At 59.3% G+C, this 25466-nt stretch carries 16 protein-coding genes and 1 pseudogene; 10 read left to right on the plus strand and 7 right to left on the minus strand.

Annotated elements, in window-relative coordinates; all coding sequences use genetic code 11:
• The first annotated feature begins 35 nt into the window (after positions 1-35).
• On the plus strand, positions 36-2624 hold the full coding sequence (locus BM131_RS02305; protein ID WP_090185053.1) for a trypsin-like peptidase domain-containing protein: 2589 nt from the start codon (positions 36-38) through the stop codon (positions 2622-2624).
• Positions 2625-2762: 138 nt separating this feature from the next.
• Here BM131_RS02305 and BM131_RS02310 read toward each other — a convergent pair whose 3' ends face one another.
• From BM131_RS02310 to iolD, 6 genes are all read right to left on the minus strand, one after another.
• Entirely contained in the window at positions 2763-6581 is a 3819-nt protein-coding gene (locus BM131_RS02310) for a DUF11 domain-containing protein (protein ID WP_175499130.1), read from the minus strand.
• A gap of 863 nt (positions 6582-7444) precedes the next feature.
• Complete coding sequence (gene iolG / locus BM131_RS02315) at positions 7445-8431, minus strand: inositol 2-dehydrogenase (protein WP_090185059.1); 987 nt, start codon at positions 8429-8431, stop codon at positions 7445-7447.
• On the minus strand, positions 8431-9273 hold the full coding sequence (locus tag BM131_RS02320) for a class II fructose-bisphosphate aldolase (protein ID WP_090185060.1): 843 nt from the start codon (positions 9271-9273) through the stop codon (positions 8431-8433). Before BM131_RS02320 ends, iolG begins: the two co-directional genes overlap by 1 nt.
• Positions 9270-10109 carry a 5-deoxy-glucuronate isomerase gene (locus BM131_RS02325; protein ID WP_090185063.1) on the minus strand — a complete coding sequence of 280 codons (840 nt, stop codon included), beginning with the start codon at positions 10107-10109 and terminating at the stop codon, positions 9270-9272. Before BM131_RS02325 ends, BM131_RS02320 begins: the two co-directional genes overlap by 4 nt.
• Positions 10110-10112: 3 nt before the next feature.
• Entirely contained in the window at positions 10113-11099 is a 987-nt protein-coding gene (gene iolC, locus BM131_RS02330) for a 5-dehydro-2-deoxygluconokinase (protein ID WP_090185065.1), read from the minus strand.
• Positions 11099-12961, minus strand: a complete 1863-nt coding sequence (gene iolD, locus BM131_RS02335; RefSeq protein ID WP_090185068.1) for a 3D-(3,5/4)-trihydroxycyclohexane-1,2-dione acylhydrolase (decyclizing) — start codon at positions 12959-12961, stop codon at positions 11099-11101. Before iolD ends, iolC begins: the two co-directional genes overlap by 1 nt.
• A gap of 119 nt (positions 12962-13080) precedes the next feature.
• Here iolD and BM131_RS02340 point away from each other — a divergent pair, with 119 nt between their 5' ends.
• The 3 genes from BM131_RS02340 to BM131_RS02350 are packed head-to-tail and all read left to right on the plus strand — an operon-like array spanning position 13081 to position 16239.
• Positions 13081-14178, plus strand: a complete 1098-nt coding sequence (locus tag BM131_RS02340) for a Gfo/Idh/MocA family protein (RefSeq protein ID WP_090185071.1) — start codon at positions 13081-13083, stop codon at positions 14176-14178.
• A gap of 18 nt (positions 14179-14196) precedes the next feature.
• Entirely contained in the window at positions 14197-15087 is an 891-nt protein-coding gene (locus BM131_RS02345; RefSeq protein WP_090185074.1) for a TIM barrel protein, read from the plus strand.
• Positions 15088-15096: 9 nt separating this feature from the next.
• Positions 15097-16239, plus strand: a complete 1143-nt coding sequence (locus BM131_RS02350; RefSeq protein ID WP_090185078.1) for a Gfo/Idh/MocA family protein — start codon at positions 15097-15099, stop codon at positions 16237-16239.
• Here the strand turns inward: BM131_RS02350 and BM131_RS02355 are convergent.
• Complete coding sequence (locus BM131_RS02355; RefSeq protein WP_090185082.1) at positions 16236-17243, minus strand: LacI family DNA-binding transcriptional regulator; 1008 nt, start codon at positions 17241-17243, stop codon at positions 16236-16238. The genes BM131_RS02350 and BM131_RS02355 overlap by 4 nt on opposite strands.
• A 188-nt stretch (positions 17244-17431) precedes the next feature.
• On the opposite strand from BM131_RS02355, the gene BM131_RS02360 reads away from it, so the two are divergent.
• The 6 genes and pseudogenes from BM131_RS02360 to BM131_RS02385 all read left to right on the plus strand — a co-directional run bounded on the left by BM131_RS02360 (position 17432) and on the right by BM131_RS02385 (position 25171).
• Positions 17432-18382: a sugar ABC transporter substrate-binding protein gene (locus BM131_RS02360; RefSeq protein WP_090185085.1), complete on the plus strand. Its 951-nt coding sequence runs from the start codon at positions 17432-17434 to the stop codon at positions 18380-18382.
• A gap of 84 nt (positions 18383-18466) precedes the next feature.
• Positions 18467-19579 carry an ABC transporter permease gene (locus tag BM131_RS02365; RefSeq protein WP_090185087.1) on the plus strand — a complete coding sequence of 371 codons (1113 nt, stop codon included), beginning with the start codon at positions 18467-18469 and terminating at the stop codon, positions 19577-19579.
• A complete protein-coding gene (locus BM131_RS02370) occupies positions 19579-20355 on the plus strand; it encodes an ATP-binding cassette domain-containing protein (RefSeq protein WP_090185090.1) in 777 nt (258 codons plus the stop codon). The genes BM131_RS02365 and BM131_RS02370 overlap by 1 nt, the downstream gene beginning before the upstream one ends.
• A 342-nt stretch (positions 20356-20697) precedes the next feature.
• Complete coding sequence (locus BM131_RS02375) at positions 20698-23571, plus strand: UvrD-helicase domain-containing protein (RefSeq protein WP_425434298.1); 2874 nt, start codon at positions 20698-20700, stop codon at positions 23569-23571.
• A 12-nt stretch (positions 23572-23583) separates the two neighbouring features.
• A pseudogene (locus BM131_RS02380) lies at positions 23584-24123 on the plus strand (integrase core domain-containing protein); the annotation flags it as partial.
• Positions 24124-24226: 103 nt separating this feature from the next.
• Positions 24227-25171: a glycosyltransferase family 2 protein gene (locus BM131_RS02385; protein WP_090185092.1), complete on the plus strand. Its 945-nt coding sequence runs from the start codon at positions 24227-24229 to the stop codon at positions 25169-25171.
• The last annotated feature ends 295 nt before the right edge of the window (positions 25172-25466 follow it).

The raw sequence follows: 25466 nt of genomic DNA on the forward strand, positions 1-25466 counted from the left end.
ACTCCTTTGTGCGCGGCAATCAAGAGGCTCTCAACATGCAATATTCAGACACGGAAATCGAAACCTATCTGCGGAGCGGCGAAAAAGAGCCCGAGTTGCGCCGCGAGTTCGGGGATGCCTTGTACGAGGATCTGTCCCAGCTCGCGAATGCGATTGGCCGCCAGCCACCCGCGCTGGAACGCGCGCGGCGCAAGGTGTTCATTCTGCCCGGAATTATGGGGTCGCGGCTGAGTGCTGTCAGCAACGGCTTGCAGGATCTGATCTGGATCGATCCCTTCGATATCCTTGGCGGCGGTCTGCGAAAGCTGTGGCCCGCCACGGCGGACACGGTGATCGCCGCGACAGGCACCGTTTTCGCGCCTTATTTGCGCATGCGGTTGCGGTTGACCCTTGCGGGCTATGACGCGTCGTTCCTGCCTTACGACTGGCGGCTATCGCCTGCCGACACCGGCAACGCACTGCTGGGGCAGATGCAGGCAAGAGGATATAGTGATGTCGTTCTTTTGGGGCACTCTATGGGCGGGCTGGTGGCCCGCGCCATGGCCGCGGGCGATCCGGGCGAATCAGTCGTGTCGCAGGTCATCACCTTCGGCACACCGAACCACGGCTCTTACGCGCCACTCGAGATCCTGGCTCTGTCGCACGGGACGTTGCGCTCCATCGCCGGGGTCGATTTGGGCAGCACTGCGCGCGACATCGCAAGCGATGTGTTGCGCCATATGCCCGGTCTGCTGGAAATGCTGCCTGATCATGCAAAGCGCCCTGACGCGGACTATTTTGCGCCGGCAACCTGGCCCAGCGGGACCGTTAGGCCGCTTAAGGCGGCGCTGACGGCGGCGCGGGCAGGGGCGGGCGGCCTGCAACGCCCTGATGACCGCTTTACCCAGATCGTCGGCTGGTCAGAAGACACCGTGGTGGGCGCGCGGCGCGGCGCGGATGGCTTTGTCTTTGAAATGAAGCGTGACGGTGACGGCACCGTGCCGCGTGATCTGGCCGAAACGGACGGTATCACGCGCTACTACACGCGGGGCACCCACGGCAGTCTGTGCAACCGCGGCGATGTCATCGCTGCGACCATTGATCTGATCGGCACGGGGCAGACGGCGCACCTGCCGCAGACCCGTCCTTTGGTGACAACCGAAAGCCTAGCGGGAGTCGAGATCAGCGCTGAAAGCCTTGCCGCGCAAAGGTTCGGCGATATGCAGCAGCCGCCGGTGCGCGAGACGGATTTTGCAGGCTCTTTCCTGTCGTCCGATTGGGCACCGGACGATGACGCGCCGCCGCGCACCGCCGTGATCGGCACCGCACCCGCAACCGGTCCGTCATACAGCTATCCGGTCAGCGTGATTAAGGCCGCACGGATCCGTTGGGACGGATCGAAAGAAGAGCGCGACAACGTCGTGGCCAAAATGGCAAGCGCCAAACCGCTTGAAACGGAAAGCGCGCCGCGCCTGAAAGCCTATACCGAGCGGCTGCTGACCCAAGTTAAGGCATCCCAGCGCAGTCCCGATCCCGGCATCGTGGCCGACCTTGAAACTGCGGTGCGGACAACCGGACAGGTCAGTCCCCAAAGCGACGCGCTGCCAGCGGCAGAGAGGGCGTTTTTAGAACGGATCATCGGAGAGGCCGAGGAATTCCTAAGCGTGATGTTCGTAAAACGCGCGGTGGTCGCCGCGGCATCTGTCGGGCGGATTGTGACGCGGGACACCCATCGCGGCTTTGGCACCGGGTTCCTGATTGCGCCGGGTATCCTGATGACGAACCAACACGTTTTGCGATCCGCGCAAGAGGCGCGTGCGGCGTCCGTCCAATTCATGTTCGAGCTGGAAGTTGACAGCCGCGAAGCGCCGGGCCACGTCTTCGAGCTTGAACCGGACCGTCTGTTCTATGCCAGCGCGGACCTTGATATGGCCATCGTCGCCGTTGCGCCTGTCGCGCTGGATGGCGCATTGCTGAGCGATTGCGGACAGTTGCCGCTGATTGGTGCAGAGGGCAAAATCCGAAAGGGGCAGCCCGTCAATATCGTCCAGCATCCCCTAGGGGGGCGCAAACAGGTCGTTTTCCGCGAAAGCCTTCTTAGCGCGTTGCCGCAGGATGACGATCACGTCGCCCATTATACCGGCGATACGCAACCCGGGTCCTCGGGATCGCCGGTGTTCAGCGATCGTTGGGAGGTGATTGCGCTGCACCACTCTGGCGTGCCTGCGGTGAATGGCAACGGCCAGATCGTCACCTTGGACGAAACCGTGTGGAATGAAGAGACCGACCCTGACGGCCGCACGATCAAGTGGGTCGCCAACGAAGGCATACGCATTTCGCGTATCATCCGGCACCTGACGGCGTTGCCCGCACAGCTGGAAGCGCGGGGCGAGCCGGGCGCGGACCTTGTGCGCGACATTCTGCGGATTTCGGAAGAGGCCAACAATAACGGGGCCTTTATCCATAAACCGCCTAAAACGTGTCCCGACTGCGAGGCCCGCCGCAATGGGGCAAGACCCAGTATCCCGGTGCTTGCCCCAGAAGGTGCACGCCTATCCCCGCTGGACGTCAACGGAACCACCGTCATCCCACTTCAACTGATGATCGGAATTGCGTTGGCCCCAACGGTCGACAGACCGGTATAAGATAAAGATGTGCTGCAGGTTAACGCTCCAGCTGCCCACGTCAGCGCTTTTGATCAAACTCGACATCGGGGCCAGCCTAGATAGGCTGACCCCGATCCACCAAAGGCTTGGATTGAATGCCGCACGCAGGTCTTGCGGTCATGGTGCGATTGCGACTTTGAAGCTGACCGAGCCTGTCTCGCCCGGGGCAAAGGGCCCCGTGCAGTCCCAGCGCAAGGCACCGACATAGCCCGCGTTGTTCACCGCAGGCGCGGCAAGTGTACAGCTTAGCGACAGTCCCAGCAGCAGCGGCGATGGCACGGCTTCGGCCAGTTGGGTATAGGCTGGGGTATGGTCGTGGATCACCACATTCATGGCCATTTCCTGACTAGGGTTGGTGACGTAGATGCGGTATTCCAGCACATCGCCGACCCACCCCTTGTTGGACTGGTCCTCTGGTGTGCCTTCGGTTTCGTTGCGCACGGTCTTGGTCAGCACAAGGTAACCATTTCCCGATGTGCTGGTCAGTCGGTCGGTATTCACGTCCGTTTCCCGCACCGCGATCCCGGTATAGATCGTTTCCGCCGACACATCGAAAGCATAAGCCGCGTTGTCGCCCAGGCTGGAGCTTGCCGCCACCCGCGCGATCACACAAAGCTGGGTACCCACCGTCACCAGTTGCGGCCCGCTCAGCGCGGCGTCCGGTGTGCCATCGCAGTTCGTGTCGATGAACAATGTCGCGGCAAAGGCATCTGCAGATTGGGTCGTGACATTCGTTAAGGCAAAGCTGACCGTTCCGGTGCTGCCGGCTAAGTATTCATGGCGCAGCGTCACAACTTGGCCCGCACCAATCGCGGCCTCCTGAGACTTGGTCAATCTGGCTTCACGGATCAGACCGACGTCTAGACCAGCGTAATCCGTCGCCGCCGCAGGCGTGAATGTGAACTGACCGTCCGACGGATCGGCATTGACGCGCGCGGGCAGCGCCTGCGCCGTTTCCGATACAGTGATCAGCCCGCCTGTGGCCGTCACAACGACCGTCACCGCCCCGGTGTACCCCTGCGGCAGTGCAAGGCTCCACTGACCGGCCGCATCAAGTGCGGGTGCGGCAAGGAAGACGCCGCTGGCGTCAAGAAGCGTCACCACAGCTTTGTCTGTGCCGATCTCGGTGCCGGACAGAACATTGTCATGCGCCGCGGCGCCGCCTGCGCCATTGTCCAAAAATACCCGCCCCGACAGCACCTGTCCCGAGGGGGAAAGCGCGATCGTCACTGTGGCCTCGTCGTCATCCGCAATGCCGTCGCTTAGATCGTCTGTGGCGGCACCGACGTCTGGATCACTATCGGGGTCTGCCAGCGCACTGGCGATCACCTCGGCCGTGTTGGTGTGCACGCCCGTGGCCAGCATCGTCACACGGATCGTCAAGACCTGCGAAGCGCCCGGTGCCAGCGATCCCACCACCCAAAGCCCGGTGCCCGGATCGTATGTGGTGCCACTGGATGCGGCGTCGTCCTGCACATAGGCAAAGCCGGACAACAGTTTGTCCTGCACGATAACACCTGTCGTCGCGGCGGGACCATCGTTGGTGATCGTTATGACAAAGTCCACCGCCGCGCCTGCCAAGGCTGCGGTGATCGGGCTGGCATCGACAGAGGACCGCGCCTGTTTGGTGACGGAAAGGTCAGCCTGTCCGGGGATAAAGCCAAAGTCTTGGCCTGTGGTGGTCGCTCCGACGGCGACGGCGACCGATATCAGCGGGGCGGCGGTGCTGACGACCAACCCCGCAGGAATGGCCGGGTCAGCGCTGTCCAATGCAATCCGGTAGGTGCCAGCCGGCAAAGGATCAAAGCCATAGGTGCCATCGGCAAGCGTTCCTGTCGTGCCAACAAGCGTATCATCGGCAAAATTCGATGGTGAGCCATTGTCATTGTACAGCGTGACAATGATGCCTGCGGGAAGCGTCGGCTCTGCCCCGTTATAAGCGCCGGACCCGTCCAGATCTTCGTAAAGAAGGCCCGAAATCGCGCCGCCGCGCTGAACAACGACGGTGATATTTGCGGATTTGCAATTGGCCGTATTTGCCGTCTCGCAGATTTGGTAGGTGATCGTGTATGTCCCCTCAGGGGTCCCCGCTGGTACAATCACCTGGCCTTCGGAGGCGCCCGACGTTGCAAGATACGGGACCAAAGCGCCCGGCGCCGCAGGTGTCGCCGCAGTGACAACCGCGGTGTCGATCAGCGCAGGATCAATTGGGTTGTTATTAAACGTGTCGTTGGCAAAGGCATTGCCTGCGGTCCCGCCGATACTGCCTTCGATTGGGTTTGCGCTGAAATCGTCGTCCGCCGCGTCAATCTGGGTCACTGTACAGCTGACAGCCTTCAGCATGAAGTCGTCCCAAAGCACGATATCCGCATAAGGCTGCTGATCGTCCTTGCCCGACGCCGTGTCATCAAATGGATAAACGCGGACATAATACGTTGTTGAAGGGGCCAGGGTCACAACTGTTCCCGACGCATCGTAATGCCCGAAATTGTAGATCGCGGTTCCAAAATCCGCGACGAAGACCCCCGCGGCGGCACCCGGCATGTCACCATTGCTCATCTGCGTGTCTGCCAGCAAAGTTTGCGGACTTGCAAAGGCAGGGTCATCGTCAACCTGAATTGCGAATTTATAGACGCCTGACGCTTGGTTGTGCCACGGCTGGGTCGCCGAATATCCCGCGACGCCGATACCATACAGCTCGACCGTGTTCGTATAGGCCTGCGTGGTAAAGTTATAGGCAACATAAGATGATGCGCTGAAGCTGGCGGGCACTGAATTGCGATCGATGTTTAGGTCGTTCAGGTTATTCACAGCGGTCAACCCCGATACCGACTGCGATCCAATAGCTGAAAACAGGTCCGTGCGGTCGATTGATCCGTTAATGTTGCCGTTATTGTCCCAGCGCATGCCGATGTCGGCAAACGCATTGCCGGTAGGGGTTGTAACATTGCAGGCGCTGGCCGACAGGCCCGGACCCGATGGAAACGCGGGTGACGGCGGCGGGACCACTTCAACAACAGCACTGACATCGTCAATCGCCAGATCATTGCCGCAGCCGCCAGGTGCGTTATTGATGATCCGGGTCGTGAAGTTGGTCTGACCGTCCGGGATCAAGATCGTGCCGCTATTCAACTTCCAGATATCAACATTGCTATTTTCAATTGCAATGTCACCCGAATCCACAGCGCCCAAAACAGTTCCGCTGCTATCTAGAACTTGAAACGTGACATTCGGCAAAATGTAGCCGCCTGGAGTGGTGCCGCAATAATCTGCGGTGCCAACAGTGTTGATATTTGCCAGATAAGCCGAGATCGTGATTGTACGATTATTGCCAATCAAAGGCGCGGTCACACTTCGCGAATACATCACGTCGGGCTGCAGTTCGGCGTTGATGACCATCATTCGACCATCTGTGTTACCCGTATGGTCAGGCATTGAACGGAATGCCCCGGGGAACGCCACCGAGGGATCGTTCGCAATCGTGTACTCACCATCATCCACGACATTTGGATCACCACCAATGTAGCGGTCGCAGATCCCTGTCAGATTTTCATAGCACAGCGTCGTGATCCCGGCCGCCAGTTCAGGCCCCGGATTTATGGCTCCAGCGCCGAAATCTTCGGTCAGGATAACGGTCTGCGCCGATACACCATGCGCAGTGCTGCACAGCAAAAGCACCTGCAGGATAATCAGGACCCTCTTGGTCGCCGCCTTCCTCATTTTGTGAAAAAAGGAATTAAACCCCAAAAGGCGGTTCTTTGACCCGGCATCGCGCAGCGCCACATCGGCCAGCTGGTCTTTGGTCATAACGTCAAGAGCCGCGGTGGGCACCAATCCTGCATAATCTGTATGGATCGCACCGACCCCTTGCACCAAGATTTCGCGGGATCGCGCGCCAAGACGCGGGTCTTGGAGACTACGGCGGTAGCGAAGCATGGCAAATCTCTTTCGGTAAAGCGCTGCCCAGTTGTAGGCAGATTGGCGCCCTTTATATTCGCCGATCGGCATGCGTTTCTGCAGACTGGCAAACGGCTGGTGACTGATGCAGAAGGTCAGGCCGGTTATCCATTCGGATAGCAAAGCAGATTTAAGTCCAGACATCGAAGTCAGAATTGGATGCCCGCACGTGGCGATCAAGAAACGCAATACGCGCCGCTAGAGCGTCACTGACATCGCAGCGGAAGCCGTCTTTGCCAGTCTGCAAGATGTGGCAGCGCTGGGGGACGGGGCAAACGGGTCAATTCGCAATGGAAACTGTGCCGGGACCTGAAAAGGTTTCGCATGAAAATCAACCGCGCGAATACAAAACGCAACCCTGGCCGGAAAAACACAGCAAAAGGGCCGCGTTAAGCGACCCATTCAAACTAATAAAAAAGGGAAGGTTGGCGCAGAGACAGTCCGTCTGTATAGTTACTGTAATATACTAGAAAGTATCAATAATGTCTGATCATTGTTGATATCGCACCACGTATCAAACCACATGCTACCTCCCAAAACCTTTTCGACGCGCGAGGATGGGGGCATGCTATTTTGACTGCGTTCGTGACCTCGCCGGCTTCATAACCTGAAGGTCGTAGGTTCAAATCCTGCTCCCGCAACCAGCGACGTCGAACAAGCCACCTTCGGGTGGCTTTCGGCATTTTTACGTAAGGCTTGGGAGCACGCGGTCAGACCGCTTTTCCTTGCGTGAAAACTGGCTGGAGCAAGATATACAAGACTGACATGGGCGGGACATGCGGCGCGTCCGCATCCCCGCCCGATATCAGCCGCATTCTTGACTTGCGGTTGATAGGTCCACCCTAGATCGTGATAGGCCGGCCTTCTGCCAAGGATAGCGTAGCGGCATCGGCCATGAGCTGCGCCTGCAGCCCGTCGGTGATCGTCGAGGACAGGGGAGTGCCAGCCGTGACCGCCGCAACGAAATGCGCCATTTCGGCCAGATAGGCGCGCTCATAGCGTTCAAGGAAAAAGTTCATCGTCGGCGCGCGGCGGAACCCTGCTGCATTGCCGACTTCGACCGTGTCTTCCAGAACGTTTTGCGCGCGTAGCAAACCTGCCGCGCCATGCACCTCGATCCGCTGGTCATAGCCGTAACTCGCGCGGCGCGAATTCGAAATCTGGCAGATCTTGCCGCTAGCCGTGGTGAGGATGACGGCGGCAGTATCGACGTCGCCAGCGGCGCCGATTTCTGGATCGACCAAGGCCGATCCGGTGGCAAAGACCTGTACCGGGTCTTCGCCCATCAAGAACCGCGCCATGTCGAAGTCATGGATCATCATGTCGCGAAAGATGCCGCCTGAGGTCTTGATATAGCTGATGGGCGGCGGGGCAGGGTCGCGGGACAGGATCGTGACGAGCTCGACATTGCCGATCTCTCTGGCCTGAATGCGGGCGTGGACGGAAGCAAAATTTGGATCGAAGCGGCGGTTGAAGGCGGTCATGAAGGCCACGGCATATGCCTCAACCACCTTGATGCAATCGCGGATGCGGTCCGCTGACATATCCACCGGCTTTTCACAAAAAATCGCCTTGCGCGCCTTAGCAGCGGCATGGATCAGATCGTAATGCGTGTCCGTCGGGGTGCAGATGATGATCGCGTCGATATCGTCGCTTTCGATGATCGCGTCGCTGCTTCGAACCTGCGCGCCAGTCTGCGTGGCAAGGTCCAGCGCGTTTTGTGCGAAGGCGTCCGATACGGCGACCAATGCCGCATCCGGCAGCCGCATGATAGAGGCAGCATGGACCCGTCCGATCCGTCCGCAGCCTAGAACTCCAATCCGTAGCATTATTCTGACTTTCCTGTGGGTTTGAAGACGCGCAAGACCTGACGGGTGGCAGCGACAAGTGGCGCGTGGGTGTCTTTCATGATCGTGACGCGGTCGAAGCGGTCCGGGTCTGCATTGACGGCATCGCGAAGCGCCTGCCCGAAAGCCATGCGCAATTCGGTGCCAATGTTGAATTTGCAGATCCGTGATCCGGTGGCCAAGGCGCGGCGCTGCGCCAATGGCACGCCCGATCCGCCGTGGATGACCAAAGGCACTGTGGTTGCCGCCTCGATCGCGCGGATGCGGTCCAGATCAAGACCGCCTTCCTTGTCTTGCTGCAAATGCACGTTCCCGACCGAAATCGCCATGGCATCAACGTTTGTCTCGCGGGCAAATTGCGCCGCTTCGGCGGGATCGGTGCCAAGAGAGCCCTCGCCGCTGGCGTAGCCGACAAAGCCGATCTCTCCTTCGCAGGAAATGCCTGCCGCATGGGCCATGTCGGCGACTGCGGCAGTCTCTGCAATGTTCTGCGCCAGCGGTTTGCGAGAGCCGTCAAACATCAGCGAGGTAAAACCGCTATCGAGCGCGATGCGGCAGTCTTCCATCGTGTAGCCGTGGTCCAGATGGGCCACGACGGGGACGCTGGCTTGCTCTGCCAGATAGCGGAACATCTTGCCCAAGACGGGCAGGGGCGTATGGGCGCGGCAGGACGGGCCAGCCTGCAGGATAACAGGGCAGCCTTCGGCCTCTGCCGCCGCGACATAGGCGACCATGTCTTCCCAGCCCAGGGTGACCAGCCCCGCGACGGCATAGTGGCCTTTCAAGGCGGGTTGCAGGACATCTGCCAGCGTTGCGAGGGTCATTTGAACTTGGCCACCATGTCTTTGATCCCGGGGATTGTTTCGATCTGATAGGCATGGGTCGGCTGGAAATATTGCACCAGACTGCGCTGCGACAGGCCGCCAAGGATGGTGAAGTAATACATCTCGTACCCGGGCATGACGGCGCAGGGGTGGTAGCCCTTGTCGATCATGATCGTAGAGCCGTCCATCAGTTGATAGGCGTCGCCTGGCTTGCCTTCTTCGCGCTGCAGGATCTGCACGCCGGACCCATGGTTGGGGCGGAAGCGGAAGTTATAGGTTTCGTCGTGGCGAGTCTCATGCGGTAGGTTGTCGGTGTCATGCTTGTGTGCCGGAAAACCAGACCAGCCGCCCTGACCCACGGTGAACAGTTCACTGACCAGGAGGCGGCCGACCTTGCCGTTCTGTTTCTGACCAAGGATGTGCTTGATCTTGCGATGGGTTTTGGTGTCATCCGATCCATATTGCACCTTGTCGATCTCGGCCACGCGGACATCGAACGGGTCCAGCACCTTGTCGTATTTCGCACCGGCGATAAAGGTTTCGGTGTCGCGGGTGGCAACAATGGTCGCCTTGGCGCCGACGGGGACATAAACACCTTCCGGCTCTCCGTCCCAGACGTCCGCTGTGCGGTTGCCCAGAGCCTTGAACTCTACGCCTTCGACGCTGACATCGACGGTGCCGGTGGCAGGTACGATGCAGGTTTCATAACCCGGCACCTGATACTCAAAGGCTTCGCCTGCTTTGAGCTTAACGATATTGAAATAGTTCAGCGGCACCGTGGGATCGTCCGCATCGACGATGGGAACGTTCTTGTTGTCATGTGGGGCGATATGCATGGTTTATCCTTCGTTTGGTGCAGTGGGGCCAGGGTGTTCGGCCAGAAATGAGGTGAGGTCGGCAGGGTACGGCATTGCAGGGGCGCAGCCGGGTTTGGCGACGACGATTGCGGCACAGGCTGATCCGCGCAGAATAGCTGTCTGCATATCGTGACCATCCGCGAGGGATGTCAGAAATCCGGCCATAAAGCTGTCACCAGCGCCGGTGGGTTTCAGTGCGGTGACGGGATAGATTCCGGTGCGATATTCCTTGCCGTCCGTAAAGGTGATCGCGCCGTGTTCGCCCATTTTGTAGACGACGATGCTGGCGGTCGTCGCGGCCAGATCGCGGGCTTTGGCTAGGCCCTTGTCCTTGCTGCCGGCCATGAAGCCGAATTCGTCGTCATTGCCGACGATCACATCAGACAGGTCCGCCGCGCGGGACAGCACGTCAGAGGCGACCTGCGCCGAGGGCCATGAATAAGGTCTGTAGTCGACGTCAAAGATAATCGGCAGGCCCGCAGCTCGCGCCAGATCGAAGGCGTGAAAACTGGCGCTGCGTGATGGCTCGGCGGCAAAGACGGTGCCAGCGGTGACCAATGCGCCAAAGCGGGTGTAGTAAAGGGCGGCGACGTCCTCGGTCGTCATCTCGAAGTCTGCCGCGTTGTTGCGATAGATGACGTTGCGGTGCCCCTCGGTGCGGCTTTCGTAGATCGCGAGGGAGTTGCGGACCTCGCCCCCGACGCAGCGAACATGGCGGCGGTCAATGCCATAGTGGTCCAGCTTGGACAGGCAAAAGCTGCCGATGGCGTCGTCCGATACGGTCGTGACAAGTGCGGCGTGGCCCCCGAGCTTGACGATCCCCGCCGCGATATTCGCAGAGGAGCCGCCCATATCGGCCGTGAACTGGGTTGAATCCTCTGTCGTGACGCCGGGGTCAGTGAACAGGTCCATCCCGACGCGCCCGATGACGACGAAGTCGTTGCGTTTGATACCCTCCAGAACGGTCATCAAATGCCTGCCCGCTGGGCGCTGCGCGCGGCCTCGGTCTCTTGGTGCTTATCGGTGACGGTTGCGCTGTTGCTGATATGTGGGGTGCCAACCTCCCACCAGGCGTGGCCTTGGGTGGTCCAGCCGTCGTAGGCATCCACTTTCATGACGATAACGCTTGTTTTATCGGCCGCTTTCGCGCGTTTGAAGGCTTCGGCAAATTCCGCAGGGTTGGCAGCGGTTTCGGCATTGGCACCCATCGCGGCGGCGTGCGCCTCGAAATCGACGGCGAAGGGGTGGGGGATCGTCGGGCAATCGGCCAGCAGGTTGTTGAAACTCTCGTTGCCAGTGTTGTTTTGCAGTTTGTTGATCACCGCAAACCCGCCGTTATCCAGCACGCAGATGATCAGCTTGCGCTGCGTCAAAACCGAGGAGTAGATGTCGGAGTTCATTAGCAAATAAGACCCGTCGCCGGTAAAGACGATGGTGTCGCGGTCAGGCTCGCGCTCGAATTGCGCGATCCGCGCGCCCCAACCGCCTGCAATCTCGTAGCCCATGCAGGAAAATCCGAATTCCACGTCGACGGTGCCGGGCTCTTTGGTTTGCCAATGGGCTGTCACCTCGGCGGGAAGGCCACCCGCGGCTGCAACGACGCGGTCGCGGGAATCGCAAAGATCGTTAACGACGCGGATCGCCTGCGCATAGGAATTTGGGCCGTTGCCGGGGGTGGTGATCATGTCGGTATAGGCGACCCACTTGGCGCGCTCTGTCTGGGCATTCATGGTCCAGTCATCGGGTGCGCGGTATCCGGACAGTGCCTCGCCAAGAGCAAAAAGGCCCAGTTTGGCGTCGCCCACCACGGGCAGGGACAGGTGCTTGGCCGCATCGTGACGTCCGACGTTCAGGCCGATGATCCGCGCGTCCTTTGCAAAGGCCGTCCATGATCCGGTGGTGAAGTCCTGCAACCGGGTGCCGAGGGCAAGGATCACATCGGCTTTCGCCACCACAGTATTGGCGCTGTCCGATCCGGTGACGCCGACGGGGCCGATGTTGAGCGGGTGCGATTGGGTCAAATTCGCGCGGCCTGCGATGGTTTCAACCACTGGAATGTTGTGCCGCGTGGCAAAGTCGATCAGTGCATCGACCGCACCGGCGTATTGCACGCCGCCGCCTGCAATGATGACGGGGCGCTTGGCGGCCTTCAGGGTTTCGGCGGCTTCCTCGATCTCTGCGATATCGGGGGCTTGGCTGCGGATGCGGTGTACGCGCTTGGCGAAAAAGCTGGCGGGGTAGTCATAGGTCCAGCCCTGCACGTCTTGCGGCAGGCCGATGAAGGCGGGGCCGCAGTCGGCGGGGTCCAGCATGGTCGCAAAGGCGGCTGGCAAAGATTGCAGGATCTGCGCCGGATGGGTGATGCGATCCCAGAACCGAGAGACGGCCTTGAAGGCATCATTCACCCCCAGCGCTGGATTGCCGAAGTGCTCTAGCTGCTGCAGCACCGGATCGGGCAGGCGGGTGATGAAGGTATCGCCGCAAAGCATCAGAACCGGCAAGCGGTTGGCATGGGCCAGCGCGGCAGAGGTCAGAAGGTTCGCTGTCCCGGGACCGGCGCTGGCGGTGCAGAACATAAAGCGACGGCGCAGCCATTGCTTTGCATAGCCGGCGGCGGCGAACCCCATGCCCTGTTCGTTCTGGCCCCGATAAAGCGGCAGCGCAGCGCGGTTTTCGTAAAGCGCCTCGCCCAGACAGGTGACGTTGCCGTGGCCGAAAATGCCGAAGCCGCCGCCGCAAATCCGCATCTCCTTGCCGTCAATTTCGATATACTGATTGGCAATAAAGCGGATGATCGCCTGCGCCGTTGTCAGCTTTACCGTCTCGTTCATAATCTGCCTGCTTTTCAATCATCAAGGGTTCGTTTGCGATTGCATCTTGCGCGCTATCGACTCCAAGGATACAAGTTTTGCAACCGGTTGCAAACTTTAATTCGGGTACAGGGGGCGGGATGACGGAAATAGGCATCGGGATTGTCGGCGGCGGATACATGGGAAAGGCCCATGCAGTGGCGATGTCGGCAGTCGGGGCGGTCTTTAATACGGCCCTGCGCCCACGTCTGGAAATGGTCTGCGCCAGCACGCCCGCCTCTGCCGAGCGCTACCGCAAGGCCTACGGCTTTGCGCGGGGCACGGATGATTGGCGGGTGCTGGTGAATGACCCCAAGGTCGAAGCGGTCATCATCGCCGCGCCGCAAGAGACGCACCTGGAAATCGCAGCGGCCGCTTTTGCCTTGAGCAAGCCGGTGTTTTGCGAAAAGCCACTCGGTGCGTCGCTGGCCGAGAGCCGGGCAATGGTCGCGGCGGCGCAGGGCCAGATCAGCATGACCGGCTTCAACTATATCCGCACCCCTGCCAGCCAGTTTGCCCGCAAGCTGATCGCGCAGGGTGCGATCGGCGACATCACATGGTTTCGCGGCGAGCATACAGAGGATTTTCTGGCGGACCCGCAGCAGCCAGCGTCTTGGCGCACCAGCGGTGTCGCGAACGGCACCATGGGTGATCTGGCCCCGCATATGATCAACGGCGCGCTGGCGCTGATTGGTCCGATCACGGCGCTGAGCGCCATGATAGAGACTGTTCACGCCACCCGTCCGGGGGGCGATGTGACCAATGATGATCACGGGCAGATGATGTGCCGCTTTGCCAATGGGGCGATGGGGCAGATGTATTTCAGCCGGATCAGCCATGGCCGCAAGATGGGCTATGCCTATGAAATAACTGGTACAAAAGGTGCGCTTCGGTTCGACCAAGAGGATCAGAACGCGCTGTGGTTCTATAGCGCGGACGAGCCCGAGGCGATCCGCGGATTCCGCAAAATCCTGACTGGTCCGGCGCATCCGGACTATAAACCCTTCTGTCAGGGGCCGGGGCATGGCACCGGATATCAGGATCAGATCATCATCGAGGCGCGCGATTTCCTGCGTGCAATCGAAACCCGCACTCCCGTCTGGCCGACGTTCCAGGACGGCATGGCGGTCAACCAAGTTGTCGCGGCGGCGATGCAGTCATCCCTTGCTGGCGCTTGGGTCGACGTCGCCTCTGTTTAGCATTCGAAAGGCATCACTATGACAATCAAGATCGGCAATGCGCCCTGTTCGTGGGGCATCGAATTTCCCAGTGATCCGGCCTATCCTACCTGGCAGTCAGTCTTGGATCAGTGCGCTCAGGCGGGGTATAAGGGGATCGAGCTTGGCCCAATTGGCTATCTGCCCGAAGACCCCGCCGTACTGGCACCTGAGCTGGCCAAGCGTGGGTTGGAAATCATCGGCGGCGTCGTGTTCCGCGCCTTTCACGATCCCGCCAAATGGGATGACGTGCTGGACGCCAGCCACCGCACCTGCAAGGCACTGACAGCGCACGGCGCGCAGCATCTGGTGCTGATTGACAGTATCTCTCCCCGCCGCGCCCCGACGGCGGGCCGCGCTGCCGAGGCAGAGCAGATGGATATTGCCGAATGGACCGCCTTTCGTGATCGGCTGGCGACGATCGCCAAGATCGGCACCGAAGAATACGGGCTGACCGTTGGCATCCACGCCCATGCGGCAGGTTTCATCGACTTCGAGCCAGAGCTGGAACGGCTGCTGGACGAGGTGGACGAAAGCATCTTGAAAATCTGCTTTGACACCGGCCATCACTCTTATGCGGGCTACGATCCGATTGCATTCATGGACCGACATATGGACCGGATTTCCTATATGCATTTTAAAGACATCGATCCTTTGGTCAAAGCGGATGTCGTCGCCAATCGCACCGGATTTTACAAAGCCTGCGGGCAGGGCATTTTCTGCAACCTGGGTAAGGGCGACGTGGACTTTCCTGCGGTGCGCCAACGCCTGATCGATGCCGGCTTCGAGGGGTGGTGCACGGTCGAGCAGGACTGTGACCCTTCTGTCCCCGGCACGCCGCTGGAAGATGCGCGCGCCAATCGTGAATATCTGCAATCCATCGGCTTTTAGGAACACAGCATGACAAAACTAAAGTGGGGCATGATCGGCGGCGGCGAAGGCAGCCAGATTGGACCAGCGCACCGTTTGGGCGCACAGGCGGATGGTCGTTTTGAATTCGCAGCTGGCGCGCTGGATCATCGCGCCGAAGAGGGGCGGGCCTACGGCCAGCGCCTTGGGATCGCGGCAGACCGCGCTTATGGCGACTGGACAGAAATGCTTGCCGGTGAACGCAATCGTACTGACCGCGTCGATCTGGTGACGGTGGCGACGCCTAACGCGACGCACTTTGAGATCACCAAAGCCTTCCTAGAGGCCGGCTTTAACGTGCTATGTGAAAAGCCGATGACAATGGACGTCGAACAGGGCGAAGAGATTGTCCGCATTGCCAAGGCCAGCGGCAAGATCTGTGCAGTGAACTACTGCTACTCTGCCTACCCGATGATCCGGCAGGCCCGCGCCATGGTTCGCGCCGGAGAGATCGGCAAGATCCGCCTTGTGGTCACGAACTTCAGCCATGGTCACCACGGCGATGCGGGGGATGCGGGGGATGCGAACAATCCGCGGGTGCGCTGGCGCTATGATCCGGCGATGGCGGGTGTGTCTGGCCAGTTTGCCGATTGCGGCATTCACGCGCTGCATATGGCGGGTTTTATCTGCGATGATACGGTTGAAAAGCTGTCGGCTGACTTCGCCTCGACCATTCCCAGCCGCGTGCTAGAGGACGACGCGATGGTCAATTTCCGCATGACGGGCGGCACGGTTGGCAGGCTTTGGACCTCTTCAGTGGCGATCGGACGGCAGCACGGGTTCGACATCCAGGTCTTTGGCGAAACCGGCGGGCTTCGCTGGGCGTCAGAGCAGCCGAACCAGCTGATCTATACCCCCGTCGGCGGCCGCACGCAGATCATCGAAAAGGGTGAGGGCGGCCTGCATCCCGATGCGCAGCGCTTGTCCCGCGTGTCCATCGCCCACCCCGAAGGTTTTCCGCTGGCTGTCGCCAATATCTATTGCGATCTGGCCGACGCGATCAACGGCGAGGCGCGCGACGGTCTGCCGCTGGCACCCGATGGGTTGCGGTCGATGGCGGCTGTCTATGCGGCGGTAGAGTCGGCCAAGGCGGACGGCGCATGGGTCGATGCGCGACCGCCGATGTTCCGCTAATCAGCCTGAACGCGGGGCCTCAGGGTCCCGCGTTCAATGACGCGGCATGGGAATAGCCGCGCCTCTGGATAGCGGTCCGGTTGATCCATCATCGCGACCATAAGTTCCACAGATGAATCCACAATTTCGCGAATAGGCTGCCGGATCGTCGTCAGGTTGATGTTTTCCCAGCTGGCCATTTCCATATCGTTCAGCCCGATAATGCCGATATCCCCTGGCACCGTCAGGCCCTTGTCCTTGATCGCACTCAGGGCGCCGATGGACAGCACGTCGTCACCGCAAAAATAGGCCTCCGCCGGGGCGGATTCCAGCAGGCGCAGCATTTCAGCGCGCCCGGCCTGAAAGGTATACGCGGCGGCAAAGGAGTGTGTGCAGGTCACATCCGCGTGCTTGGCGATTTCATCGGCAAAGCCGCGGAACCGGTCCATGGTCGATGTCGCGCTTTCAGGCCCGCCAAGAAAGGAAAGGCGCTTGTAGCCGCGGGCGATCATGGTCTTGGCCGCGACGCTGCCGGCGACTGCGTTGTCGATGCCGACGACATGCACGTCGGGGCTGCTCGCATAGCGGCCAAAGGTGTTGACTACTGGAATGCCCTTGTCGCGGAACCCCTTGGCAAAGGCGGGCGGCAGGGTCGATGATGCGACGATCACGCCATCGACCGAATATTGCTGCAGCATCCGCACCGAATGTTCGGGATCGGTTTCATCGCTAAGATTGACCAGTAGGGGCCGCAAACCGCGATCTTGCAGGCCGCGGGTGAACAGATCAAAAACCTCTAGGAAAATCGGGTTGTGAAAGTTGTTGGAAACCAATCCGATCAGCTTTGTCTGGCGGGTTGTCAGGCTGCGAGCCAAGAAATTGGGACTATAGCCCAGCTCTGCGGCTGCTTTTTCGACCTTGCGCCGCATTTTGGCCGATACGGATGCGCCATCCGTGAAGGCGCGCGAGACGGCTGATGTTGAGACCCCCGCGCGGAGCGCCACATCCTTCAGCGTTGCGACCATGTGTCCAAACCATTCCTTATAAGATTAAAATGGGCGTTTACCTCATCGCCGATTGTCCTGCACGCTAAAGATAGCGCACATCTTTTGCAACCGGTTGCAAAGTGAATCGTTTCGTGCTTTCCTTAGCGGCAAGGGTGGGGGAGGCCTGCCTTTGCAACGAAGAACTGGCGTTTCTGGGAGGAAAAATCATGACATTTACGTTGAAGACATTATTGCTAACGACCACGGTCATCGCTGCGCCGCTGGCGGTTACGGCTGAGGCGCATGGCGACAATCTGAACTATGTGCTGGTAAGCCATGCACCGGACAGTGACAGCTGGTGGAACACGGTGAAAAACGGCGTAGCGCTAGCCGCCGACCAGATGGGCGTGACCGTGGAATACCGCAATCCACCATCCGGTGACCTTGCCGATATGGCGCGGATCATCGAGCAGGCCGCGGCATCGAACCCCGATGGGATCATCACAACGCTGGCCGATTTTGACGTGCTAAGCGGCCCGATTCGCGCGGCGGTCGATCAAGGCATTGACGTGATAATCATGAACTCCGGCACGGCTGCTCAGGCGGTCGAAGTCGGTGCGCTGATGTATGTCGGTCAGCCGGAATACGACGCGGGCCTTGCAGCCGGCCAGCGCGCCAAGCGCGACGGTGTCGGCAGTTTTCTGTGCGTAAACCATTATATCAGCTCTCCGTCCTCGACTGAGCGGTGTCAGGGTTTTGCCGATGGTCTAGAAGTTGAACTTGGCAACCAGATGATCGACGCGGGCCAAGACCCGTCCGAGATCAAGAATCGCGTCCTGGCCTATCTGTCGGCCAATCCCGACACCGATGCGGTGCTGACCCTCGGGCCGACCTCTGCCGATCCGACGATTTTGGCGTTGGAAGAGAACGGTCTGGCTGGTGACATCTATTTTGGCACCTTCGATCTGGGCGAAGACATCGTCAAAGGTCTGAAGTCCGATGTGATCAAATGGGCAATCGACCAGCAACCCTTTCTGCAGGCCTATCTGCCAGTCGTGATTCTGGCGAACTATGACCGTTACGGCGTGCTGCCGGGCAACAACATCAACTCCGGCCCCGGTTTCGTGACTAAGGACGGTTTGGCCAAGGTCGAAGAATTCGCAGGCGAATTCCGTTGATCTGACCAAACACCGCCGGGCGCGCCAGCCGCGCCCGGTCCACGCCTATCCCCCCACCAAATACTTGTCGGAGTGTGCCGTATCATGACTGATGCAACCAATAGTGACGAACGTATCAAGGAGATGTCGCGCCTGCGACGCGCCCTGATCCGCCCGGAGTTAGGGGGCATGGTTGGCTGTGTCGCTGTCTTTACCTTCTTCTTGCTCACCGCCTCGGATAGCGGGATGTTCAGTTCCACCGGCGTGTTGAACTGGTCTGTCGTTTCGGCGCAGTTCATGATTATTGCCGTCGGGGCCTGTCTGCTGATGATCGCCGGAGAGTTCGACTTGTCCGTCGGATCCATGATCGGTTTCGCAGGCATGATGATCGCCATCTTCGGTGTGACGCTAGGCTGGCCGATGTGGATGGCGATCCTTGTGACATTTGCGATCTGCATCGCGCTGGGCGCGCTGAACGGCTATATCGTCGTGCGCACTGGCTTGCCGAGTTTCATCGTGACGCTGGCGACCCTGTTTATCCTGCGCGGCTTTACCATATTCATTCCGCAAACGCTGGAACGGAAGACCATCATCGGCGGTATCACCGAGGCGGCGGAGGGCGACTGGCTGGCCGCGATTTTTGGCGGCAAAGTCTTGAAGGGGTTCTTCGCCTGGTTGGGCGATATTGGCATGATTTCGGTGTTTGAGCGCGGCAACAAGGTGGGGCAGCCCGTCGTCGACGGGATTCCGATGCTGATCATCTGGGCGCTGGGGCTCGTGATCGTCGGGCATATCGTTCTGACCCGCACCCGTTTCGGGAACTGGATTTTTGCGGCAGGCGGCGACGCGCAGGCCGCGCGCTATGTCGGTGTGCCGGTAGAGCGGGTCAAAATTCTGATGTTCATGTTCACCGCCTTTTGCGCCACGGTCTTTGCGGTCTGCCAGGTGATGGAATTCGGGTCGGCTGGTGCTGACCGGGGCCTTCTAAAGGAATTTGAAGCGATCATCGCGGTGGTCATCGGCGGCGCGCTGCTCACGGGCGGCTACGGGTCCGTGATCGGTGCGGCCCTGGGGGCGCTGATCTTTGGCGTCGTACAACAAGGTCTGTTCTTTGCCGGGGTCGAATCGTCATTGTTCCGGGTGTTTCTTGGGGTGATCCTGCTGCTGGCCGTCATTTTGAACACCTATATTCGCCGCCTGATCACGGGAGAACGCTGATGCAACCCATCATCCGCATGACCAATATCGAAAAGCACTTCGGCTCTGTCATTGCGCTAAATGGCGTGACGGTAGATTTCTTTCCGGGCGAATGTCACTGCCTTTTGGGTGACAACGGCGCGGGCAAATCGACGTTCATCAAGACGATGTCCGGCGTGCACAAGCCGACCCGCGGCGAGATTTGCTTTGAAGGCAAGCCGATGCACTTTGATGATCCGCGCGAGGCGATCGCGGCAGGCATTGCGACGGTTTATCAGGACCTTGCGATGATCCCCCTGATGTCGGTCAGCCGCAATTTCTTTATGGGCAACGAGCCGATAAAGCACCGGATGGGCCTGCCGTTCTTTGACCATGAACTGGCCAACGAGGTTACCATGAAAGAAATGCGCGCTATGGGCATCAATCTGCGTGGCCCGGATCAGGCGGTCGGGACGCTTTCGGGTGGCGAGCGTCAGACTGTCGCTATTGCGCGGGCGGTCTATTTTGGAGCCAAGGTGCTGATCCTGGACGAGCCGACATCCGCGCTGGGGGTACGACAAACGGCGAACGTGCTGGCAACGGTGGACCGGGTGCGCAAGCAGGGGATCTCGGTCGTGTTCATCACCCATAACGTGCGTCACGCGATGGCAGTGGGCGACCGTTTTACCGTGCTGAACCGGGGCAAAACATTTGGCACCGCAACGCGGGGCGACGTGACGCCGGAAGAGTTGCAAGACATGATGGCAGGGGGGCAGGAGCTCGCGACTTTGGAAGGCTCACTCGGCGGTACTGTTTGATAAAACGGGCCTGCACATTTGGACGCATGTGCGGGCCCCGCTGCAAAAAAGATACGGCTCAACCGCCACGCACCGCAATGTATGTGATTTCGGCCGCCTTATATGGTCACATTGCCTTCCGACTTGCGCTCGAACACCAACACAGCGCCGGTAATCAGCGCACCTTTCGCCTGAACGGCAGCTTGTTGCGCGCCCAAAACCAGTCTCCTAAAGGTTGCAGTTTCCAAGAGCCAAAGCGCAAGCTGCCCGGAATAAGGCACAGGGCGCATACAATTGATTCGGCTACAACAAAGACCACTTTTTGGGTTTTTCCTGAACCCCTTTGGCACGACTGCGCGCGCCATTGAGTTGAAGGGTGATCATCTTTTGGTCACCGGGCGGAGCATGCCTGCAGCACTTTCCTTGGCGGATATTGGCGAGGCACCCGCCCTTCGGAAGGGCGTACTCGGCACGACGCTGTCGCTGCAGGTTTCCGCAAATAGGGATGTCATCTTGCGCGGTACCGATCACGCCGATGCTTGCGCCTTTGCCGACACCGTCCAGACTGCGTGGGTCAGCTTCAACACGGGTGCTTTTGATCGGGAAGCGCAACGGTTCGACCGGCTTCATACCGCTGTTTCCGGCTTGGCGCGACCGGGCCGGTATCCTGCGGCCTGCCGTCTAGCGCCGGTTCTTAATGATGCACGGTCCTTGGATGCCACGCTTCTGTCGAAGCTGAAGGCAGAAGCAATCGGGACGGATCGGGCAGAGCGGGTGACACTTGTGCGCAAGTTCGTGGCTGATCCCCGGGCGGCCCGAGCAACTGCGATATCGGTCTTCGTCGCTGCTGAACTGGATCGCTGGGAACAGTTCTTTGACACCGTCGAAAGCAAGCCACTGACGGCTGAGCAGCGTCTTTCTGTTGTGGTGGATGAGGACGCGACCCTCGTGCTAGCCGGAGCCGGATCGGGAAAGACGAGCGTGATTACCGCCAAGGCAGCCTATCTGGTTAAAGCCGGCATCCGGAAACCGGACGAAATCCTGCTGCTGGCATTTGCGAAGAATGCGGCCGCGGAAATGTCAGAACGGGTTAAGGCGCGATCCGGTGAGCCCATCGTGGCGCGAACTTTTCACGCGCTGGCTTATGACATCATTGGTGCGGTCGAAGGGTCAAAACCTGCCCTTGCCGACCACGCGACCGATGACGCGGCGTTCAGCGCGTTGATAAAGCAGATCCTGAAGGACCTCGTTCATACGATGTCTGCCGTGTCGCGCGCTATCATCGATTGGTTTTCTCATTTTCTGGTCGAGCCGAAGACAGAATGGGATTTCAAAACCAAACACGAATTTTACACCCATATGGAACAGCAGGACCTGCGCACCCTGCAAGGCGAGAAGGTTAAAAGTTACGAAGAGCTGCAGATCGCCAACTGGCTTTATGAAAACGGCGTCGCCTACGAATATGAGCCCGTTTATGAGCCGAAGTTGCCTGAGACGGGGCGGCGGGACTATCAACCGGACTTCCGTTTGACCGAAAGCGGCGTTTACATCGAACACTTCGGCGTGCGGCGTCAGAAGATGGCGGATGGCACTGAAAAACTGACGACTGCGCCATTCGTAAACCGCGATGACTATCTGGCCAGCATGGCATGGAAGCGCGAGGTTCATGCCACGCACGAAAGCACCATGATCGAAACCTACAGCTATGAACGGCAAGAGGGGCGGCTGCTGACCGGTCTGGCCGAAAAGATCGCGCCACATGCCAAGCTAAGCCCCCGGCCAGTCGACACGATCTATGACCGTGTCATCGAAATGAAGCAGGTCGACACGTTTTCGCAACTGCTCGGGACGTTCCTGCGCAAGTTCAAAAGCGGTGGCTACAGCCTGGAGCACTGCGAGAGTGCGTCCGACAAAATGAAGCTTGGCAAACGCGGCCGGGCGTTCCTTGCGGTGTTTGGCCCTGTGTTCGATGAATACCAAAAGCGGCTGGCGGGACGGATCGACTTTGAGGACATGATCCTACGAGCCGCCCATTATGTGGAAACTGGCAGGTATCTCAGCCCGTTTCGCCATATCCTGGTGGACGAGTTTCAGGATATCTCTCAAAGCCGCGCCAAACTTGTGAAGGCGCTGAAAGGACAACATCCTGACGTTCGTATATTTGCCGTCGGCGATGACTGGCAGTCGATCTTTCGCTTTGCCGGATCAGATATTCACCTGATGCGCAAGTTTGGGGCCGAGTTTGGCGGAACCTTTGACGGGGAGGCCGGAATCCACAGCACGGTCGATCTGGGTCGAACGTTCCGGTCAGTGGATCAGATCGCCTTTGCTGCGCGAACTTTTGTCCTCAGAAACCCGGCCCAGATCCAGAAACAGATCGTTCCGGCTGGCATCGCGACTGAACCCGCCATCAAAATTGTGACAACGGCAAAGCACGAAGGCGTAAAAGCGCTTTCGGATGTGCTAGCCGCGCTTTCGTCCAAGTTGGATCCGGCTGGAGAGACATCGAGTGTTCTGCTGCTCGCGCGGTATCGGTATTTGGAGCCTGACCTGCGGGATCTGCGGCGGCGCTTTGCGCGCCTGACACTCAGTTTCAAGACCATTCATGCCTCAAAAGGGTTGGAGGCAGATCATGTGGTTTTGTTGAACGCCGACAGTGGGCGGGTGGGCTTTCCATCTCAGATCGTCGACGATCCCTTGCTGGCATTGGTATCGCCCGACGAGGAGGCATTCCAGAACGCAGAGGAACGGCGCGTGATGTATGTTGCGATGACGCGGGCGCGGCGCACCCTGACGATCCTCGCATCGAACGCGCGCCCGTCGGCCTTTGTCAGCGAACTTTTAAAGGACCCGGCATATGGGGTTTCCCAGCCGTCCGGGTCCGACCAAGACGTCCACGAATGTGGCGAATGCGGTGGACGGCTGTTGCGTGTGCAAGGCCAAGACGGTCGAACTTGGTACCGCTGCGCGCATTCCGAGCAGTGCGGCAATTTTCTACCTGCCTGTTCGGGATGTGGGGTCGGGCTCCCACGACGGGTAGAGGGTACGCTACAATCCAAGTGCAGTTGCGGGAAAGTGCACCCTACTTGCCCGGACTGTGCAAACGGCTGGCTTGTCGAACGCACCGGCCGGCACAGCACTTTTCTGGGCTGTGTTCGCTTCCCAACCTGTCTCGGGAAAGCGCAATTGGCGCGTAAGCCGAGCGGACGGGGTGTCACAGGCAAACGCCGAAGGTAACGCGACTGGCCTGCATCACGCAAGTTCCGCATGTTGGCCGTGAATGATGATTGCTGCCGATAGAACCTCTGCCTGATGGCTGACACCGGCATCTTAGGTGCGCGTGTCGCCCGTGAATTGGACGCGCTTGTGCGTGTCTATGGAAAACCCATCTGCAGTGTCAGTGTCAGTGTCAGTGTCAGTGTCAGTGTCAGTGACAACGGCACGGCGTTTACCAGTCGCGCGATCCTGAAGTGGGCGGGCGAGACCAATGTGGATTGGCACTATATCGACCCCGGAAAACCCCAGCAGAATGCCTTCATCGAAAGCTTTAATGGCAGCCAGCAAGACGCACTACTGAACGAGGAGATCTTCGACACTTTGGATGATGCCCGCCGCATACTGGCCCATTGGCGATACGACTACAAAAACGTCAGGCCGCACTCATCGCTGGGAAACCAAACACCCGCACAAGCGCGTCGCGCGCTTGAGCAATTTGAAGGCCCCGCGCAGGACGCCCTTGCCCAAATTGATGACGAAGAATGTGAAATCCAAACCCGCAAACTCTCGTAATGACTGAGGGAACTTCCGGGGTGCAGGTCACGGCGTAAGTAAGGTTTCAAGTTCCGGCAGCATATCATATGTGGCGTCAGATTTGCTTGCTGGAGGCCGGCTCATGATTTCCGTCGTCATACCCGTATATCAGAAGGCGCGTCACATTGAACGGGCACTGAACTCCGCCTTGGGTTCCTTGGTCGATGCCTGTGCCGATTTCGAGATCATCGTGGTGGATGACGGTTCGACCGACGGATCCGGGGATATTGCGCGAAGCTGGGTCAAGGACAACCACAGGGCAATCCGCGCCCAGGTGATCTCGCAGGACAACCAGGGTGTGTCTGCGGCGAGGAATGCAGGGTGGCGGTCTGCCGAGGGCGATCTGATCCTATTTCTAGACGCCGATGACGAATGGACTGTCTCGCATGTCGGCGAGATCCTAGAACTAGCGGAACTGTATCCGCAGGCGTCTCTGATGACGACCGCGTGGTCGGTGATCAGGCGAGATGGTTGCCAGGTTTTTCACCAATTTGGGATTGGCGCGGATCTGAAAGGATTATTGCCTTGTTTCTTTAGGGCTATGTCAACGGGTCCCATGCCTGTCTCCTCCAGCAATGCCGCGGTCCCCATGTGGGCATTGAGGCAGACTGGTGGCTTCCCGGATGGCGTCACACATGGAGAGGACACGGTGGCTTGGGGGAAGCTGGCTCTACTAGGACCTGTCGCCTATTCGCCGCAGATCGGGGCGGTCTGGCATCAAGAAGCTGATAACCGGTCGGATTTAGGCAAGCCGATCGCCGCGAACTACATGCTGTTTCTGGAGAGCGCCCTGAAGCTAAATTCGCTGACGGATGACATGAAAAAGAGTATCTGGATCAACCGCGATATCGAAGCGGCTCGCATGGCCGGGCTCATGCCGCTTTACTTTCATGACAGCCCGGGGCGCATTGATGCGATGACTGCGCAGGAGAAGGCGATGCTCGTCGAGATCAGGGATCGCTTTGCTGATCAGCTCGTTACATCGATCGAAGCAGAAACTTACGCGTCGCCTGCAATGAATTGCTGAAAGATTTGGCCGTATTCGGCCATATTTTCTGGGTCTGGAAGCCCTTCGTCACTATTCATATCTGCAACATATTTACGCGTCGAAGGGCTTTGTCGCACAAATCCCGCAAGCGATTCATGTCGTAAATCTAGTGTAGTTGCTGGGTTGCATGAGCAAACCCACGGCGCGAGCCGGCAAGACCGCGGACCGGACTGCCTACACTAGGCTGCTGATGCGCCGCTGGTCAGTGATGACCTTCAAACCGTTGTGGGGCAGTGGACAGCACGGACATCAAGGTGAAGGGGGTAGGCGAAAG

This window comes from Loktanella salsilacus, assembly GCF_900114485.1.
GTDB classification, from domain to species: Bacteria; Pseudomonadota; Alphaproteobacteria; order Rhodobacterales; family Rhodobacteraceae; genus Loktanella; species Loktanella salsilacus.